Genomic DNA, 16228 nt, shown 5'->3' on the forward strand with positions numbered 1-16228 from the left:
GTCCCGCGTCTCACGGGGAAGCGCGTGCATCTCAGGGTCTGAGATAGTAGTCTTGATCCATGGACAACTCTAGCGGAGTCGGCGTCCTTGACAAGGCCGCGGCTGTTCTTGCGGCACTCGAGTCGGGGCCGGCCACCCTCGCCCAGCTCGTCTCGGCCACGCACCTCGCCCGGCCGACGGCCCATCGCCTCGCCGTGGCGCTCGAGCACCACCGGCTCGTCTCGCGGGACATGCAGGGCCGGTTCGTCCTCGGCCCGCGCCTCGGGGAGCTCGCGTCCGCCGCCGGCGAGGACCGCCTCCTCGCCGCCGCCGGGCCGGTGCTGCTCGCCCTGCGCGACCACACCAGCGAGTCCGCGCAGCTGTTCCGCCGCCAGGGCGAGCAGCGCATCTGCGTGGCCGCCGCCGACCGCCCGGTGGGCCTGCGGGACTCGATCCCGGTCGGCGCGACGCTGTCGATGCTCGCCGGCTCGGCCGCGCAGACGCTGCTGGCCTGGGAGGAGCCGGACCGGCTCCACCGCGGGCTGCACGGCGCCACCTTCACCGCGACCATGCTCTCCCAGGTCCGACGCCGGGGCTGGGCCCAGTCCGTCGGCGAGCGCGAGCCGGGGGTCGCCTCCGTCTCGGCGCCCGTGCGCGGGCCGTCGGGCCGCGTCGTCGCCGCGGTGTCCGTCTCCGGCCCGATCGAGCGGATGGGACGCCAGCCCGGCCGGCACTTCGCGCCCGCGCTCATCGCCGCGGGGAACCGGCTGAGCGAGGTCGTGCGCAGCACGGACGAGGACTCCGAGGACTAGGTCGGGTCGGGCCGGCGTCGGGCCCAGGGGGCCCGCGACTCCCGGTGCGGACGCGGCCGCAGGCCTGCCCAGCAGGCGCGGCCGCAGGACTGCCCGGGACCGGGCACGACGACGGCCCCGGACCAGATGGTCCGGGGCCGTCGATCTGTACCCCCAGCGGGATTCGAACCCGCGCCGCCGCCGTGAGAGGGCGGTGTCCTAGGCCGCTAAACGATGGGGGCCTGCGTTGTGCTGTTGTCAGGTCGTGCTGTGCGCCGCGGCGCCCGGGAGACTTTACCGGACCGGCACCCCCGTCGTCACTCGCTGAGCGAACCACGGGGCGGTGAGGTCAGTCACCGCGTACCCCCAGCGGGATTCGAACCCGCGCCGCCGCCGTGAGAGGGCGGTGTCCTAGGCCGCTAAACGATGGGGGCCTACCACCGCGTGAGCGGTGTCCCCGACGCCGAGGCGCCGGATGGCTGGGGTACCAGGACTCGAACCTAGAATAACTGGACCAGAACCAGTCGTGTTGCCAATTACACCATACCCCAAGGGGGTAGTCGGTCGTCCTCCGACGCGTGCTGCGGGGGCTTCCCCGAGCGCGCATCCACGACCTCGTACCGGCGTTGAACTTTACCCTCTCGAACCGGGCGGGCCAACCGGATCGGGCCCGCGGTGAGGGACCTCACGGGCCCGCCGTGACGCCGGTCCCCCGCGGAGCGGCAGGGCCACCTGTGGTTCTCCGCCGTCGCCGCCGAGGAGCCACCGGCCCCCGCGCGTGGCCGGGACGATTCGCGCGCCCGAGCCCGCGCCCGCCGCCGGGCGCCCGACCCCGCTACTCCCCCAGCCGCGCCGCGAGCTGGTCGATCCGGGCGAGGGTCTCGTCCCGGCCGAGGATCTCCATCGACTCGAACAGGGGCGGGGAGATCGCCCTGCCGGTCACGGCCACGCGCAGCGGCCCGAACGCGTGCCGGGGCTTGATCCCCAGCCCCTCGACGACCGCGGCCCGCAGAGCGGCCTCGATCTCCGGCGTCGTGAAACCGTCGGTCGGGAGCGCGGCGAGGGCCGCGCGACCGGCGGCGAGCACGTCGGGGGCGGTGTCGGCGAGCTTGCCGACCGCCTTCTCGTCGTAGGTGAGGTCCTCGAGTGCGACGAACAGGAAGCCGGCCAGGTCGGTGACCTCGCCGAGGACCTGCATGCGGGTCTGGAGCAGGGGTGCCGCGGCGTCGAGGACCTCGCGCTCGCGCTCCCCCAGGCCGTCGTAGGACTCGGCCCCGACGAACCCGCCGGCGTGCAGGAACGGCACGAGGCGACGCGCCAGGTCCGAGACGTCGAGCCGTCGCACGTGCTCGGCGTTGATCGCGGTGGCCTTGTCGTTGTCGAAGCGCGCGGGGTTCGCCAGGACGTCGCGGATGTCGAAGGCCTCGACCATCTCCTCGCGCGTGAACAGGTCGTTGTCCGGGGCGATGGACCATCCGAGCAGGGCCAGGTAGTTGAGCAGGCCCTCGGGGATCATCCCGCGCTCGCGGTGGAGGAAGAGGTTCGACTCCGGGTCGCGCTTGGACAGCTTCTTGTTGCCCTCGCCCATGACGTACGGCAGGTGCCCGAACTCCGGCACCCGCTCGGAGATGCCGAGCTCGACGAGCGCGGCGTGCAGGGCGAGCTGGCGGGGCGTCGAGGAGAGCAGGTCCTCGCCGCGCAGCACGTGCGTGATGCCCATGAGCGCGTCGTCGACGGGGTTGACCAGCGTGTACAGGGGCTGCCCGTTGGCGCGGACGACCACGAAGTCCGGGACGGACCCGGCGGTGAAGGTGATCTCGCCGCGCACGAGGTCGGTGAAGGTGCCGTCGGTGTCCGGCATGCGCATGCGCAGGGTGGGCTCGCGCCCCTCCGCCCGCAGCGCGGTCCGCTGCTCGTCGGTGAGGTCGCGGTCGAAGTTGTCGTAGCCGAGCTTGGGGTCGCGGCCCGCGGCGCGGTGCCGTGCCTCGACCTCCTCCGGCGTGGAGAAGGACTCGTAGAGGTACCCGGCCTCGGTGAGGCGCGCGACGACGTCGGCGTAGATCTCCGACCGCTCCGACTGCCGGTAGGGGCCGTGCGGACCGCCCACCTCGACGCCCTCGTCCCAGTCCATGCCGAGCCACCGCATCGTGTCGAGCAGCTGCTCGTAGCTCTCCTGGCTGTCGCGCGCGGCGTCGGTGTCCTCGATGCGGAACACGAACGTCCCGCCCGTGTGCCGGGCCCACGCCCAGTTGAACAGGGCCGTGCGCACGAGCCCGACGTGGGGCGTGCCGGTCGGCGAGGGGCAGAAGCGGACGCGGACGTCGGACCGGGCGGCGCCGGAGGAGGACTCAGTCATGGTGCGTCCCAGGGTAGTCGGGCGCCCGGCCGGCCCCGTCCGGGAGGCGACCGGCCCCGTCCGGGAGGCGACCGGTCCCGGCCGACGCGACGGCGTCGGCCGGCGGGCCCCGCCGGCAGCCCACCTCCTCAGTCCCGCTCAGTCCTGTTCAGTCCGCTCCGTCCTGTTCAGTCCCGGCGCAGGATCGGGTTGACGAACGACCCGATGCCCTCGACCTCGACCTCGACCCGTTGCCCGGCCTCGACCGTCCCGTTGCCCGCGGGCGTGCCGGTGAGCACGAGGTCGCCGGGCAGCAGGGTGAAGATCTCGGAGACCTGGGCGACGATCTCGCGCACGCCGGTGACCAGCTGGGAGGTCCGACCGTCCTGCGTGCGCACGCCGTCGACGGAGGCGCGGACCGCGAGGTCGTCCGGGTCGAGGTCGACGGCGAGGTACGGGCCGATCGGCGTGGACGTGTCCCAGCCCTTGGCGCGCGCCCACGGGTCCCCGGGGGCGAGCTGGTCCTTGGCGGTGTAGTCGTTCGCCGCCGTGTAGCCGAACACGATCTCGTCCACGCGCTCGACGGGGACGTCCTTGCCCATCCGCCCGATGACCACGGCGAGCTCGGCCTCGTACCAGACCTCCTGGCTCCAGCGCGGGAGCACGACCGGGTCGTCCGGGCCGATGACCGAGGTGTTCGGCTTGAGGAACACCACCGGATCGGGGTCCGGTCCGCCGTCGACCCGGTAGCTGCGGGCGAGCCCGGCGACCTTCGAGCGCGGGATGACCGGCGAGAGGAGTCGGACGTCGTCGAGCGCCACCCGCTCCCCGGTGGTGTCGAACCCGGCGAACAACGGGTCGGACCTGAGGACCACGAGCTCGGCGGAGTCCTCGTCGAGGATCCCGTATCGGGGGTTGCCGTCGGTGACGAAGCGGGCGATGCGCATGAGGCGATCCTATGAGCCCCGCCGCGGCTCGGTCGTCGAGCGTGCGGTTCGACGTCGCCGAGCGTGCGGTTCGCCGTCGTCGAGCGTGCGGTTCGCCGTCGTCGCGGGCCCGGGTTCGCGTGCCTACCCTGGGTGCCGTGCAGCTGACGGCGACGACCTGGCGGGCGCGCGCGGCCGACCACGCCGCCCGCGCGGACGCCTTCACCGCCGGGCACCGCGCGCGGCGCTCCCGCCACGAGAAGCACGCGGTGGAGGACTTCCTCTACGAGTACTACCCGTTCAAGCCGGGAAAGGCGCGCCGGTGGCACCCGGGCGTGGGCGTCGAGCTCCTCCCCGACGACGCCGCGCAGCACGCTCCCGACCTCAGCGAGCGGGCGGCCTGGCGCTGGCACCGGGCGACGCAGCGGGGTGGCGTGGTGCTGGACGCCGGGTCCTTCCTCGCCGACCGCGGCGACGGCGTGCGCTGGGTCCACGCCCTGCTCGAGCGCACGGCCGGACGCCCGCCCACGCTCGGCTGCTTCGGCTGGCACGAGTGGGCGATGGTCTACCGGCAGGAGAAGCACCGCCACCCGCTGCCGCTCCGGCTCGGGCAGGCCGGCACGGACGCCGCCGTCGAGTCGGCGACGATCCGCTGCAGCCACTTCGACGCGTACCGGTTCTTCACCCCCGACGCCGAACCGCTCAACACGATCAGCCCGACCCGCGAGCGGCAGCTGGAGCTCGACCAGCCCGGCTGCCTGCACGTGACGATGGACCTGCTCAGATGGGGCCTCACGCTCGGGCCGGCGGTGCCCGGGGAGCTCTTGCTGGACTGCGCGGACCTCGCGCTGGACGTGCGCCGTCTCGACATGGCCGCGGCCCCGTACGACGTCGCCTCCTACGGCCTGGCGGCGGTGCGCATCGAGGAACCGTCCGGGCGGGCCGAGTACGCCCGCCGCCAACGGGACATGGCCGAGCGGGCCGCTCCCCTGCGCGCCCGGCTCCTCGACGTCACGACGACGCTGCTCGGCTCTGTCGGCCCGGACGAGTGAGCGGACTTCTGCTCGCTCCGGTCCGTGTGGCGAGTGAGCGGGGTTCTGCCCGTTGCGGAGCGGGTCGCGGTGTCGCGCCGTCCCGCCGTCGCCGTTGCCGTTGCCGTTGCCGTTGCCGTTGCCGTCGCCGTCGCCGTCGCCGTCGCCGTTGCCCAGTCAATCGGGTAACCATCGAGGCAGTCCCCCGGGGGCACTGACTCGATGGTTACCCCATTGACTCACCGACCAGTCCGAGCCGGCGACGGGCACGACGACGGCGAAGGGCGGGCCCCGCACCCCCATCAGGGTGCGGGGCCCGCCCGTCAGATGAGCGCCGCCCGGACCGAGATCCGGGCGGCGCTCATCCGTGGAGCGGAAGTCCGCTCACTCGCGAACTATCGGCACCAGCTCCTGGTCAGCGGCGGACTCCGAGTGTGTCGGAGCCGTCGCCGTTCCAGTCACCGACGAACACCTCATCGCCGGCCCGGCCGTAGCGGACCTCGATGTCGGCCCACCCACCGGTCAGGCTGTTCGACACCAGGTACAGGTTCCCGCGACGCGAGGCGAACGTATCCGCCCCATCACCGTCCCAGTCCCCCACGAGCACCTGATCACCGGCCCGCCCGTAGTCGAACTGAGCATCCGCCCAACCCGAGGACAGGCTGTTGGACACGTAGTAGGTGTTCCCCCGGCGCACCGCGAACGAGTCCGCACCATCGGCGTCGTAGTCACCCACCAGCACCTGGTCATCCGCCCGGCCGTAATCCAGCTCGGCCTCCGCATTCCCACCAGACAGGGAGTTGGTGAGGAAGTAGCTGTTCCCACGACGCACCGCGAACGAATCCGCGCCGTCACCGTCCCAGTCACCGACCAGCACCGTGTCGGATGCACGACCAAACGTCAGCTCCACATCCGCGTTGCCCCCGTACAGGTTGTTCGACAGGAAGTAGGCATTCCCACGCCGGACTGCGAGCGTGTCGCTGCCGTCGCCGTCCCAGTCACCGACCAGGACCTCGTCGCCCGGGCGACCGAAGGAGAACTCGTGGTCCGCCCAGATCCCCCAACCATCGTTGAGGTAGAACCCACGACCCGGCGTCGGCGGCACCGGCTCACCAGGCTCACCCGGCTCCTCGTCGTCGATCAGCGTGACGACGAACGGCTCGAGCGTGACGTCCGGCGTCTCCTCTGAGACGGTCGCGGTCAGGGCCACCGCCTCGTGCTCGTAGCCCTCCGGCACACCGGTCAGCGTGACCTCGTAGTCCCCGGCGCCCTCGACAGCCACCGTGACGACGCCGCCGTCCTCGGCCAGGTCCGCCTCGGTGCCATCGGCCACCACGAGCTCCTGCCCCTCAGGACCGGACACCGTGACCTCGCCACCGGCCACCGCAGCACCGTCCTCGTCCTGGACGGACGCGGTGATCGAGCCGTCGACCGGGCCCGGCTCCTCGTCGTCGCCGCACTGGCCGTAGCGAGGACCGTCCCCTGCGATCGGCACGCCCGAGTCCGTCGGAACGACCGCGTTGCCCGTGCATGCCAGCGAGCCGTCGACGGTGAGACCGGCGAGGATGGTCGCCATCCGGCCGCTGTTGTCCGCGATCGTCACGTCGTCGGCGACCTCCGAGCGGTCGATGACGACAGGGCCCGCCGTGCCGGTGACGCTGAGCGTGCCCCCGATCGTCGACTGCTCACACCCGGCGGTCGTGTCGCCCACCGAGACCTGGCCGGTCGTACCAGCGATGCTCACCGGTCCGGTGACGCCGGACCCGCAGATCGCGACGACGGAGGCGCCGTCGCTGGTGATCGAACCGGTGACCTCGGAGTCCTGCACGATGAGCCGGCCCCCGTCGGAGACGGTGATGTCGCCCGAGACGTTCGCGTCGTCGAGGCAGAGCCCGCCCGCGCCGGCGGTGACCGATCCGTCGTGGGCGCCGGTGATCGTCTGCTCGCACGGCGGAGCGATCGAGACGTTCCTCGACCACACCTCCCACGGCGCCACACGCCCGCGGTCACCGGCGACGACGACGTTCATCGAGTCGAGCACCGTGAAGGCGCCGTTCTCGGAGTTGTTGTAGTCGACGCCGACCGGGACGCTCCAGTCGTCCCCGCGCCCGCTCTCCGACATCGTGAGCACGAGCCCGGGCCGCCCCACCATGAGGAGCAGCTCGCCCGAGGGGAGCATCTCCATCGTGGGCTGGACGCTCTCCAGGTCCTGCCCGGCCGGGCCGACGTCGATCGGCTCCGGCTCGCTCCAGGTCGCGCCGTCGTCCGTCGAGCGCGAGTGGAGCATCGGCAGGTGCCAGCCGGTGCGCATGACCATGTACAGCGAACCGTCGGCGAGCCGCTCGACCGCGCCCTCGCTCGGTCCGTCGTAGGCCGTGACGTCGGCGAGCTCCGGGTCCTCCACGGCGACCGTGCCGCGGACGCTCCAGTTGATGCCGCCGTCCTCGGAGACGAGCAGGAGCTGGCGGTAGTTCTCGTCGCCCTCGTAGTACCCGTAGGCCGAGATGTACAGCGTCCCGTCGGGGTCCTCGAGCAGGGTGTGGAGCAGCACGAAGCCGCCCAGCGTTGTCCCCGGCCGCGGTGAGGTGGCGCCGATCGGCCGCATCGGCTCGGGCGTGTCGAGCACACCGTCGCGGTGCTCCCAGCTCGTGCCGCCGTCGGAGGAGATCGCGGTCTCCACGGTGGCCTGGCGGTTGTCGCTGCCCTCCACCATGAACGTGTTGAAGTCGACCGCGATGATGTCGCCGTTGCGGAGCCTCGACACGGTGATGCCCGAGGCGTCCGGCATGGGGTTGAGGTCCACGGCGGGGGTCCAGCTCGCGCCGTCGTCGTCCGACATCCCGAAGAGGAAGCCGGAGGCGTCGATGCGGTCCGGGCTGGCCGAGTACGGGAAGATGATGCGACGTCCGCCGTCGTCGGTCGGGACGAGGATCCCGCCGAGGGGGAAGCCGAGATCCTCGCCGTCGTCGTCGATCGTCACGGTGTCGCCGATGGTGAACGGCGCGGTGCCGACCGCCTCGGCCGGGGTCTCCTCGGCCGTGCCGAACGTGACGTCGTCGATGAAGAGATCGTCGACCGCAGCCCCGACGCCGGTCGAGCCCGTGGTGAAGGCGAGCCCGGTGATGGCCGTGACCTCGTTGGTCGCACCCGAGTTGTTGCCGATGGTCGACCCCGCGGAGCCGACGTACTCGCCTCCGACGCTCACCCGCGCGGCGGCGTTGTCACTCGGCACCGCGACCTCGATCTGCGACCACTCGCCGAGCGGGACGCTGCCGGCCGGAGCCAGCTCGCGCCAGGTCCGGGTCCACTGCTCGTACCACTCGATGCTGCCGTCGTCGATCACTCGTAGGCGGAAGAGCGAGTTGGCCGGGTGGCCGGTCGGGAGCAGCGAGTCGCCGACGATGTCGAACGTGAATCCCTCGAGTGCCGTGGGGTTGACGTCGAAGGAGAGGTAGGCGCCCTGTTGGGGGGCGACCGGGCACGAGATGCCCACCGCCGCCTCGGAGCTCGTGTCCTGCACACGGAGCGAGCGCTCGCCCTCGGACGCGGCCTCGTCGCTGACGAGCGCCGGGTCGTAGCCGTCGAGCGTGGAGCACTCGGCCGGCACGGAGCCGACGTCGTCGTTCTCGAACGTCAGTGTGCTGAACTCGCCGGCGACCGTGACCTCCTGGGTGCTGTCGGACTCGTTGCCGGCGGTGTCGGTGACGACCGTGCGCAGCGTGTTGACGCCGGCCTGGGCGAAGGTGTGCGAGATCGACACCGTCACCCAGCCGTCCTCGTCGGGCCCGCTGAGCACGGCCGGGATGGTCTCGCCCTGCCACTCGGCGACCGCCGTGTAGTCCGCGAGCTCCGCTCCCTCGGGGAGGTAGAACCGCGCGACAGGCTCGTCGGTGACCTCCGTGCCGACGGCGAGACCTTCGTCGTCGAAGAGGGGCTCGATGGTGAGGCCGGCGAAGGCGTCCTCGGGCAGCTCGCCGGAGACGGCAAGGTCGTCGATGTAGTAGTCGACACCGACGGCACTCTGTCCGGCGGACCCGAAGAAGATCTCGCCCATCGTGGGCGACTCGGCGTTGCGTCGCTCGGTCTCGAACCGGACACCGTTGAGGACGAGCTCGGCGCGCTCGGTGGTCGCGTTGATGGTGACGTCGACCCACTCGTTGAGGGTGGCACCTCCCGGGATCGTGGCGACGTCGGCGAAGCTCGACCCGTCGTAGGCGGCGACGCGGATGTCGTCGCCGTCGCGGTTGAACGTGAACCGCCAGACGCCGTTCGCGCTGGTGCCCTCGGCACCCTGGATGGCCACGTACGGGCCGGCGTTGAACTCGGCGGGCGAGAACCGGTAGGAGACCGACCGCTCCTCGGTCTGGGGGTAGTTGCACCAGGCGCGGGTGTAGACGGCGTTGTCCTGGTCGACCACGCGCATCGCCCGGTTGGTCTCGGCGGCGCCGCCGAAGGCGGCCTCGGCGACGGTGACGTCCCCGATGGTCCGGCAGTCCGCGGGTGGCTCGCCGAGCGGTTCGTCGTCGAAGGTGCGCACGGCGCCGTCGGCCGGCGCCGCCGCGGCGGGCGCACCAGGCACGGCAGCACCCGACACCAGCGTCAGGGCGCAGGCGGCCACGGCGGCCGCTGCGAGCGCGGCGCGTCGTGGACGCGGTTGGCGGAGTTTCATCTCTTCCACTTCCTCCTCGGTGATGCGGCCGGCACGGCGTGGCGGCGCGTTCGGTCATGCGTGGGGGGTGTGGGCCCGCCCGGAGGCGGTGGGGGCATCGGTGATCGGGGGACGCGCGTCAGCGGCGCACTCCGAGGGTGTCGGAGCCGTCGCCGTTCCAGTCGCCGACGAACACCTCGTCGGAGGCCCGGCCGTAGAACTGCTCGATGTCCGCCCAACCACCAGTCAGGCTGTTGGACACGAGGTACTGGTTCCCGCGACGCGAGGCGAACGTGTCCGCCCCGTCACCGTCCCAGTCACCCACGAGCACCGTGTCACCAGACCGGCCATAGTCGAACTGCGCGTCCGCCCAACCAGAGGTCAGCGAGTTGGACACGTAGTACGTGTTCCCGCGCCGCACGGCGAAGGTGTCCGCACCGTCGGCGTCGTAGTCACCCACGAGCACCTGATCATCCGCCCGGCCGTAGTCCAGCTCGGTCTCCGCGTTCCCACCGGTGAGCCGGTTGGTGAGGAAGTAGCTGTTCCCACGTCGGATGGCGAAGGAGTCGCTGCCGTCGCCGTCCCAGTCGCCCACGAGCACGGTGTCGCCGGAGCGGCCGAAGGTCAGCTCCACGTCCGCCGTCCCGCCGGAGAGGGTGTTGGACAGGTAGTAGGCGTTCCCGCGGCGCACGGCGAGCGTGTCGCTGCCGTCGCCGTCCCAGTCACCGACCAGCACCTCATCACCCGGGCGACCGAAGCTGAACTCATGATCAGCCCAGATCCCCCACCCGTCGTTGAGGTAGAACCCACGACCCGGCGACGGCGGAACCGGCTCCGGCTCACCAGGCTCGCCCGGCTCCTCGTCGTCGATGAGCGTGACGACGAAGGGGTCGAGCGTGACGTCCGGCGTCTCCTCGGTGAGGGACGCAGTCAGGGCCACCGCCTCGTGCTCGTAGCCCTCCGGCACACCGGAGAGCGTGACGTCGTAGTCCCCAGCACCCTCGACGGCCACGGTGATGGTGCCGTCGTCCTCGGCCAGGTCGGCCTCGGCGCCATCGGCCACCGTGAACTCGTCCTCGGCGCCCGCGACCGTGATCGCACCACCCGCGACAGCAGCACCGTCAACGTCCTCGACGGACGCCGTGATCGACCCCGCCACCGGCTCGGGCTCGTTCGGGTCCGCGGGATAGTCACCCAGGGAGCTGAAGGTGCCGACGACGGCGTTGATGTTCGTGTCGTAGCTCACCGTGAGGTACTCGTCGCCGGAGACGACGGCGGAGCTCGGATCGCCCTGGTCGACGTTCTGCCGCGACATGTACAGGAGCACGGGAGTCGTGTCGGTCCAGGCCTGCCCCGGGTGCGCGAGCCGGCCGACGACGGGTTCGCTGGACCCGTAGTCGTTGCCGCCGTACGTGAGCAGCATCCGGCCGCCGGGCAGCGTGAGGATGTCGGGAGCCTGCATGCTCCACGGGACCGGGCTCGCGACGGACCACGTGCGACCGTGGTCGAACGACTCGCTGACGAGGCCGGGCCGGATGACTGCGGTGAGGTGCCCGTCGGACAGGACCGCCACCTCCGTCTCGGAGAGGCCGACGCCCGGCTCCGCGGGGATCATCACCTCGTTCTCCACGGGCCAGGTCCGCCCGCCGTCCGTGCTGCGCACGACGCTGGCGCGGCCCAGCGCGGCGTCGGGGCGCGTCCCGTACAGGGGGACGAGGAGGTCGCCGTTGTCCAGCTCGACGACGTTGCCGGACTCGGCGGCCCAGCCGAGGAGGTAGTGGCCGCTGCGGGGCCCGCAGCCGCAGCTCATCGACGACTCCACGAGGGCCGGATCGGACCACGTCTGGCCCCCGTCCTCGGAGCGCGCCACGTAGGTGTCGATCGTGGCGCCCTCGGCCGGGTAGTCGGTCCAGTCCGTCTGGAACCAGGTGAGCACGATGGTCCCGTCGCGCAGCTGCGTGATCTGCGGGTCGCGGTCGTCGTGGGCCGAGTCGATGATGACCCGAGGATCCGACCAGGTCAGCCCCCCGTCGGTGCTCTCGGTCCACCGGATCTGACCGGGATCACCGCCGTCGCCCGGCGAGTGCCCGTTCGACCAGTAGTAGACGGTGACCAGGCGTCCGTCGTCGAGGCGTGCGACCTCCGGGAAGAAGGGCCGCTCGTCGCCGTCGCCCTCCGCGATGATGACGTCCGGCTGAATCCTGGAGCTCGCGCCGACGGACTGCGCGGCCACCGACTCGGTCCCGTCCGGGCCGGTGACGACGGTGCGCAGGATCCCGCGGTCCCCGTCCTCGAAGGTGTGCGTCACCGACACGGTCGCCCAGCCGTCGGTGTCCGGGCCGCTGAGCTCGGCCGGGACGGTCTGGCCCTGCCACTCCACCGCCGCCGTGTAGTCCGCGACGTCGGCCCCCTCGGGGAGCTGGACGCGCGCGACGGGCTCGGCCACGATCTCGCCGGCGTCGATGAAGTCGTCGAGGAGGGGCTCGACGGCGAGGCCGGCGAAGGCGTCGTCGGGCAGCTCGCCGGACACGGCGAGGTCGTCGATGTAGTAGTCCACGCCGACGGCGCTGAATCCGGCAGAGCCGAAGTAGATCTCGCCCATCGTGGGCGAGGCCGCGTTGCGGCGCTCGGTCTCGAACCGGACACCGTCGACGATGATCTCCGCGCGCTCGGTGGTGGCGTTGATCGTCACGTCCACCCACTCGCCCAGCGCCGCACCACCCGCGACCCGGGCGACGTCGGCAAAGCTCGATCCGTCGTAGGCCGCGATCCGGATGTCGTCCCCGTCCCGGTTGAAGGTGAACCGCCAGACACCGTTGGCACTGGTGCCCTCGGCGCCCTGGATCGCCACGTACGGGCCCGCGTTGAACTCGGCGGGCGAGAAGCGGTAGGACACCGACCGCTCGGCCGTCTGCGGATAGTCGCACCATGCGCGGGTGTAGACGGCGCTGCTCTGGTCGACGACGCGCATGGCGCGGTTGCCCTCGGCCGCTCCGCCGAACTCGGCCTCGGCGACGGTGACGTCGCCGATGATCCGGCAGTCCGCGGGCGGCTCCCCCAACGGCTCGTCATCGAACGTGCGCACGGCGCCGTCGGCCGGCGCTGCCGCGGCGGGCGAGCCCGGCACCACACCGCCCGGCAGCACCGTCAGGGCCAGGCCGAGGAGCGCGGCGGTGGCGATGCCCGGCGTCCGGCGCCGGCGCCCGGGCCGGTGCCGGCTCGAATGGTTGTCACTGTCCAGGGGATGGGTGATCACGAGTGGCTCCTTTGCCGACCTTTGAGGCGCAACTATCAGCATGGACCGCCGTTCCATGTCGAGAGCCCCATGTTGCGTGATCTGATCGTGACGTTCACCGGCCAATCGACCATCCGAACCCCCCGCCGAGCCGGCGCAGCGCCGCGCCGCGGGCCTGGCAGTGTGCCATGTCGCGTGATCGCTTCGTGACATGGAATGACTTTCCATGTCAGCGGTCGACTGTTACGTTCCCCGACATGGAACAGCGTGCCAAGTCGTATCACTCGCAGGGGCTCTACCGAGCCCTTGCGATTCTGCGACTCCTCGGCAAGGCGAGCACCCCGCTGACGCTCGCCGCGATCGCCTCGGAGCTCAAGCTGCCGAAGTCGACCGCCGTGCGCCTCCTGCTCGTCATGGAGGAGGAGGGGTTCGTGCGCAGGTCCGGCGAGCACCCCGCCTACTCGATCGGGCACGCCGTCCACGAGATCGCCGAGGGCTACCGGCCGCCGAGCATGTCCGACGTCGCGGCTCCCGTCCTCACCCGGCTCGCCGACCAGGTGGGCTTCACGGCGAACCTCGGCGTGCTCGAAGGGCCCTCGGTCCTCCACCTGCACGTGGCCGAGCCGCAACGTGCGCTCCGGTTCGCGACGGGAGGCACACTCGATTACGCCTACTGCACCGGGCTCGGCAAGCTGCTCATGTCCGTGCTCCCCGAGGACGACATCGACGCGCACCTGCCGGAGTCGGAGCCCTACTCGAGCTGGACCGCGAGCACCATCACGACGCGGGCCGGCATGGTCGCCGAGCTCGAGCGGATCCGGCAGGCCGGCTACAGCGTCGACGACGAGGAACGCAACCGCGGCGTCACCTGCATGGCCGTCCTGCTGCCGACGCACGGCACTCCCACGCTCGCCCTGTCCGTCTCCGCCCCGAGCGCCGAGCTCGAGGATCCCGCCCGCGAGCAGCTCCTGCCCGTCCTGAGGGCGGCGGCGACCGAGCTCGTCGCCCGGCCGGGGTTCGATGCGGCGCTCGATCCGCTGCGCACCAGGATGACCGTCGCATGATCGTCGACGTCCACAGCCACTGCCACCAGCCGGAGCACTGGGGCCGCGAGCACGAGGACCACTGGCAGGGCGCCTACGGCGGCGAGCCGTACCCGGTGGTCACGCCCGAGTCGTACGACCAGGTGATGCAGGACGCGGGGGTCGACGTCGCGGTCGTCTTCGGGCTCTCGGCGTCACAGGCCGGCGTGCGCACGCCGAACGCCTTCGTCGCCGACTTCGTCTCGCGGATGCGGACACCGGCGATCCCGTTCTGCTCGATCGACCCGCTCGACACCGACTGGCGCGACCAGCTCGACGAGGCGATCGGGCTCGGGTTCCAGGGCGTGAAGCTCTACCCGGTGCTCTCGCTGTTCGACCCGCTCGCCCCGGAGTTCGACGAGTTCTACACGACGCTGAGGTCCCACGGCATGGTGGCGCTGTGGCACATGGGCGCCACGCCGAGCCCGGTCGGCCGTCTCGCGGTGAGCCAGCCGATGGTGATCGACGAGGTCGCCCGCCGGCACCCGGACCTCACCCAGGTGATGGCGCACATGGGTCACCCGTGGCAGCGCGACACGAACGTGGTGCTGCGCAAGAACCGGCGGGTGTTCGCCGACGTCTCGGGGGTCCCCTCGCGCCCGATGGACGCCTTCTTCGCGCTCGTCGGGGCCCAGGAGTGGGGCACGGTCGACAAGCTCGTGTTCGGCTCCGACTACCCGCTCTGGACGCCCGTCGAAGCCCTCGCGAACCTGCGCTCGATCGCCACGTTCCGCGCCGGGAACCTGCCGTTCGTCAATGACGACACGGTCGAACGGATCATCCACTGCGACGCCCTGCAGATGCTCGGGCTCGCCGACCCCCGAACCAGCACCGACCAGGTCGACGCCCGGTCGTCGACACCAAGGAGCACCACGTGACATCCGTCTCCCGCGGCCTCGCCGAGGCGGCAGAGCGCCTCATCCCGGGCGGGGTCAACTCCGCCACCCGCAGCATCGGCGCCCCCTGGGCCTGGCGATCCGCGCACGGCGCCACGATCACCGACATGGACGGCGGCGTCTACACCGACTACCACGCCGCGTTCGGCGCGATCCTCCTCGGGCACAGCGACGAGCGGGTCAACGCCGCCGTCACGCGCGCCATCGCCGACATCGACCTCGTGGGCGTCGGCACGACCGAGCTCGAGGTGGAGCTGGCACGGCTGGTCGTCGACGCCATCCCGAGCGCCGAGATGACCATCTCCACCATGAGCGGCTCGGAGGCGACGTTCCAGGCGGTCCGCCTCGCGCGCGGCGCGACGGGGCGCCCGTACATCCTCAAGTTCCAGGGCAACTTCCACGGGTCCTACGACGCGCTCGCCCGCAACGTCATCTCCGCGCCCGAGCTCGCGTGGAAGCGCGACCCGAACTCGTCCGGGATCCTCGACGACGCCATCGACCACACGCTCGTCGCCGAGTTCAACGACCTCGCCTCGGTCGAGGAGCTGTTCGCCCAGCACCCCGGGCAGATCGCGGCCGTGATCCTCGAGCCCGTCCCGCACAACGTCGGCGCGCTCCTGCCCGAGCAGTCCTTCCTCGAGGGCCTGCGCACTCTCACCCGGACGCACGGGAGCGTCCTCATCTTCGACGAGGTGATCTCCGGCTTCCGCCACGCGCTCGGCGGCTACCAGGAGCTGTGCGGCGTCACGCCGGACCTCACCACGTTCGGCAAGGCGATGGGCAACGGGTTCCCGGTCGCGGGGCTGGCCGGCAGCCGCGACGTCATGTCGCACTTCACGCCCGCGGGCGGCACGGTCATGCTGGCGGGCACGTTCAACGGCAACGCCGCGTCGATGGCCGCCGCGATCGCCACCATCGAGGTGCTCAAGGACCCCGAGGTCGATTTCTACGGCCACGTCGGCCGCCTCGGTGACCGCATGCGCACGGGCCTCCAGGGAATCGCCGACGAGCACGGCATCGCCGCGCACATCACCGGGCTCGGCTCCGTGTTCATCCCGTACTTCCTCGACGGCGAGGTCCGCGGGTACCGCGACCTGCTGCGCAACGACGACCAGGCCTACGCCACGTTCCAGCGGCGCATGATCGACAAGGGCTCGTTCATGTACCCGATGGCGCTCAAGCGGAACCACATCTCGCTCGCGCACACCGAGGCGGACGTCGACCGCACCCTCGCGCAGGCCGAGGAGGTCCTCGTCGCCATGGCGCACGAGGGGCTGTTCGCGCACCCGAAGGCCGCGGTCTGAC

At 71.7% G+C, this 16228-nt stretch carries 9 protein-coding genes and 3 tRNA genes; 5 read left to right on the forward strand and 7 right to left on the reverse strand.

Going from position 1 to position 16228, the window contains the following annotated elements; translation table 11 throughout:
* Positions 1–59: 59 nt before the first annotated feature.
* Positions 60–791: an IclR family transcriptional regulator gene (locus AC24HA_RS13835; protein ID WP_425708432.1), complete on the forward strand. Its 732-nt coding sequence runs from the start codon at positions 60–62 to the stop codon at positions 789–791.
* Between the two features lie 148 nt (positions 792–939).
* On the opposite strand, the gene AC24HA_RS13840 is transcribed toward AC24HA_RS13835, so the two are convergent.
* The 5 genes from AC24HA_RS13840 to AC24HA_RS13860 all read right to left on the reverse strand — a co-directional run bounded on the left by AC24HA_RS13840 (position 940) and on the right by AC24HA_RS13860 (position 4052).
* Positions 940–1012, reverse strand: a tRNA-Glu gene (locus tag AC24HA_RS13840).
* Between the two features lie 119 nt (positions 1013–1131).
* A tRNA-Glu gene (locus tag AC24HA_RS13845) sits at positions 1132–1204 on the reverse strand.
* 42 nt (positions 1205–1246) lie between these two features.
* Positions 1247–1321 (reverse strand) — tRNA-Gln (locus AC24HA_RS13850).
* A 284-nt stretch (positions 1322–1605) separates the two neighbouring features.
* Complete coding sequence (gene gltX, locus AC24HA_RS13855) at positions 1606–3126, reverse strand: glutamate--tRNA ligase (RefSeq protein WP_425708433.1); 1521 nt, start codon at positions 3124–3126, stop codon at positions 1606–1608.
* 167 nt (positions 3127–3293) lie between these two features.
* Entirely contained in the window at positions 3294–4052 is a 759-nt protein-coding gene (locus tag AC24HA_RS13860) for a fumarylacetoacetate hydrolase family protein (protein ID WP_425708434.1), read from the reverse strand.
* Positions 4053–4195: 143 nt separating this feature from the next.
* Between AC24HA_RS13860 and AC24HA_RS13865 the strand changes: the two genes are divergently transcribed.
* A complete protein-coding gene (locus AC24HA_RS13865) occupies positions 4196–5083 on the forward strand; it encodes a 3-methyladenine DNA glycosylase (protein ID WP_425708609.1) in 888 nt (295 codons plus the stop codon).
* A gap of 394 nt (positions 5084–5477) precedes the next feature.
* On the opposite strand, the gene AC24HA_RS13870 is transcribed toward AC24HA_RS13865, so the two are convergent.
* Positions 5478–9731 carry a sialidase family protein gene (locus AC24HA_RS13870; RefSeq protein ID WP_487563522.1) on the reverse strand — a complete coding sequence of 1418 codons (4254 nt, stop codon included), beginning with the start codon at positions 9729–9731 and terminating at the stop codon, positions 5478–5480.
* A 118-nt stretch (positions 9732–9849) separates the two neighbouring features.
* Positions 9850–12966: a sialidase family protein gene (locus AC24HA_RS13875; protein ID WP_425709810.1), complete on the reverse strand. Its 3117-nt coding sequence runs from the start codon at positions 12964–12966 to the stop codon at positions 9850–9852.
* Between the two features lie 236 nt (positions 12967–13202).
* Between AC24HA_RS13875 and AC24HA_RS13880 the strand changes: the two genes are divergently transcribed.
* From AC24HA_RS13880 to AC24HA_RS13890, 3 genes are read left to right on the forward strand one after another with little or no spacing between them, the layout of a single operon-like run.
* Entirely contained in the window at positions 13203–14009 is an 807-nt protein-coding gene (locus AC24HA_RS13880) for an IclR family transcriptional regulator (protein WP_425709811.1), read from the forward strand.
* Positions 14006–14905 (forward strand): amidohydrolase family protein, encoded by a 900-nt coding sequence (locus AC24HA_RS13885; protein ID WP_425709812.1) that lies wholly within the window; start codon positions 14006–14008, stop codon positions 14903–14905. Before AC24HA_RS13880 ends, AC24HA_RS13885 begins: the two co-directional genes overlap by 4 nt.
* On the forward strand, positions 14902–16227 hold the full coding sequence (locus AC24HA_RS13890) for an aspartate aminotransferase family protein (RefSeq protein WP_425709813.1): 1326 nt from the start codon (positions 14902–14904) through the stop codon (positions 16225–16227). Before AC24HA_RS13885 ends, AC24HA_RS13890 begins: the two co-directional genes overlap by 4 nt.
* Position 16228 lies beyond the last annotated feature (1 nt).

This window comes from Georgenia sp. Z1491 (genome assembly GCF_057652395.1).

Coding starts and splice junctions, on each gene's coding strand:
- AC24HA_RS13835 (WP_425708432.1), top strand. CDS start 60: ATGGACAACTCTAGCGGAGTCGGCGTCCTTGACAAGGCCGCGGCTGTT.
- gltX (WP_425708433.1), bottom strand. CDS start 3,126: ATGACTGAGTCCTCCTCCGGCGCCGCCCGGTCCGACGTCCGCGTCCGC.
- AC24HA_RS13860 (WP_425708434.1), bottom strand. CDS start 4,052: ATGCGCATCGCCCGCTTCGTCACCGACGGCAACCCCCGATACGGGATC.
- AC24HA_RS13870 (WP_487563522.1), bottom strand. CDS start 9,731: ATGAAACTCCGCCAACCGCGTCCACGACGCGCCGCGCTCGCAGCGGCC.
- AC24HA_RS13880 (WP_425709811.1), top strand. CDS start 13,203: ATGGAACAGCGTGCCAAGTCGTATCACTCGCAGGGGCTCTACCGAGCC.
- AC24HA_RS13885 (WP_425709812.1), top strand. CDS start 14,006: ATGATCGTCGACGTCCACAGCCACTGCCACCAGCCGGAGCACTGGGGC.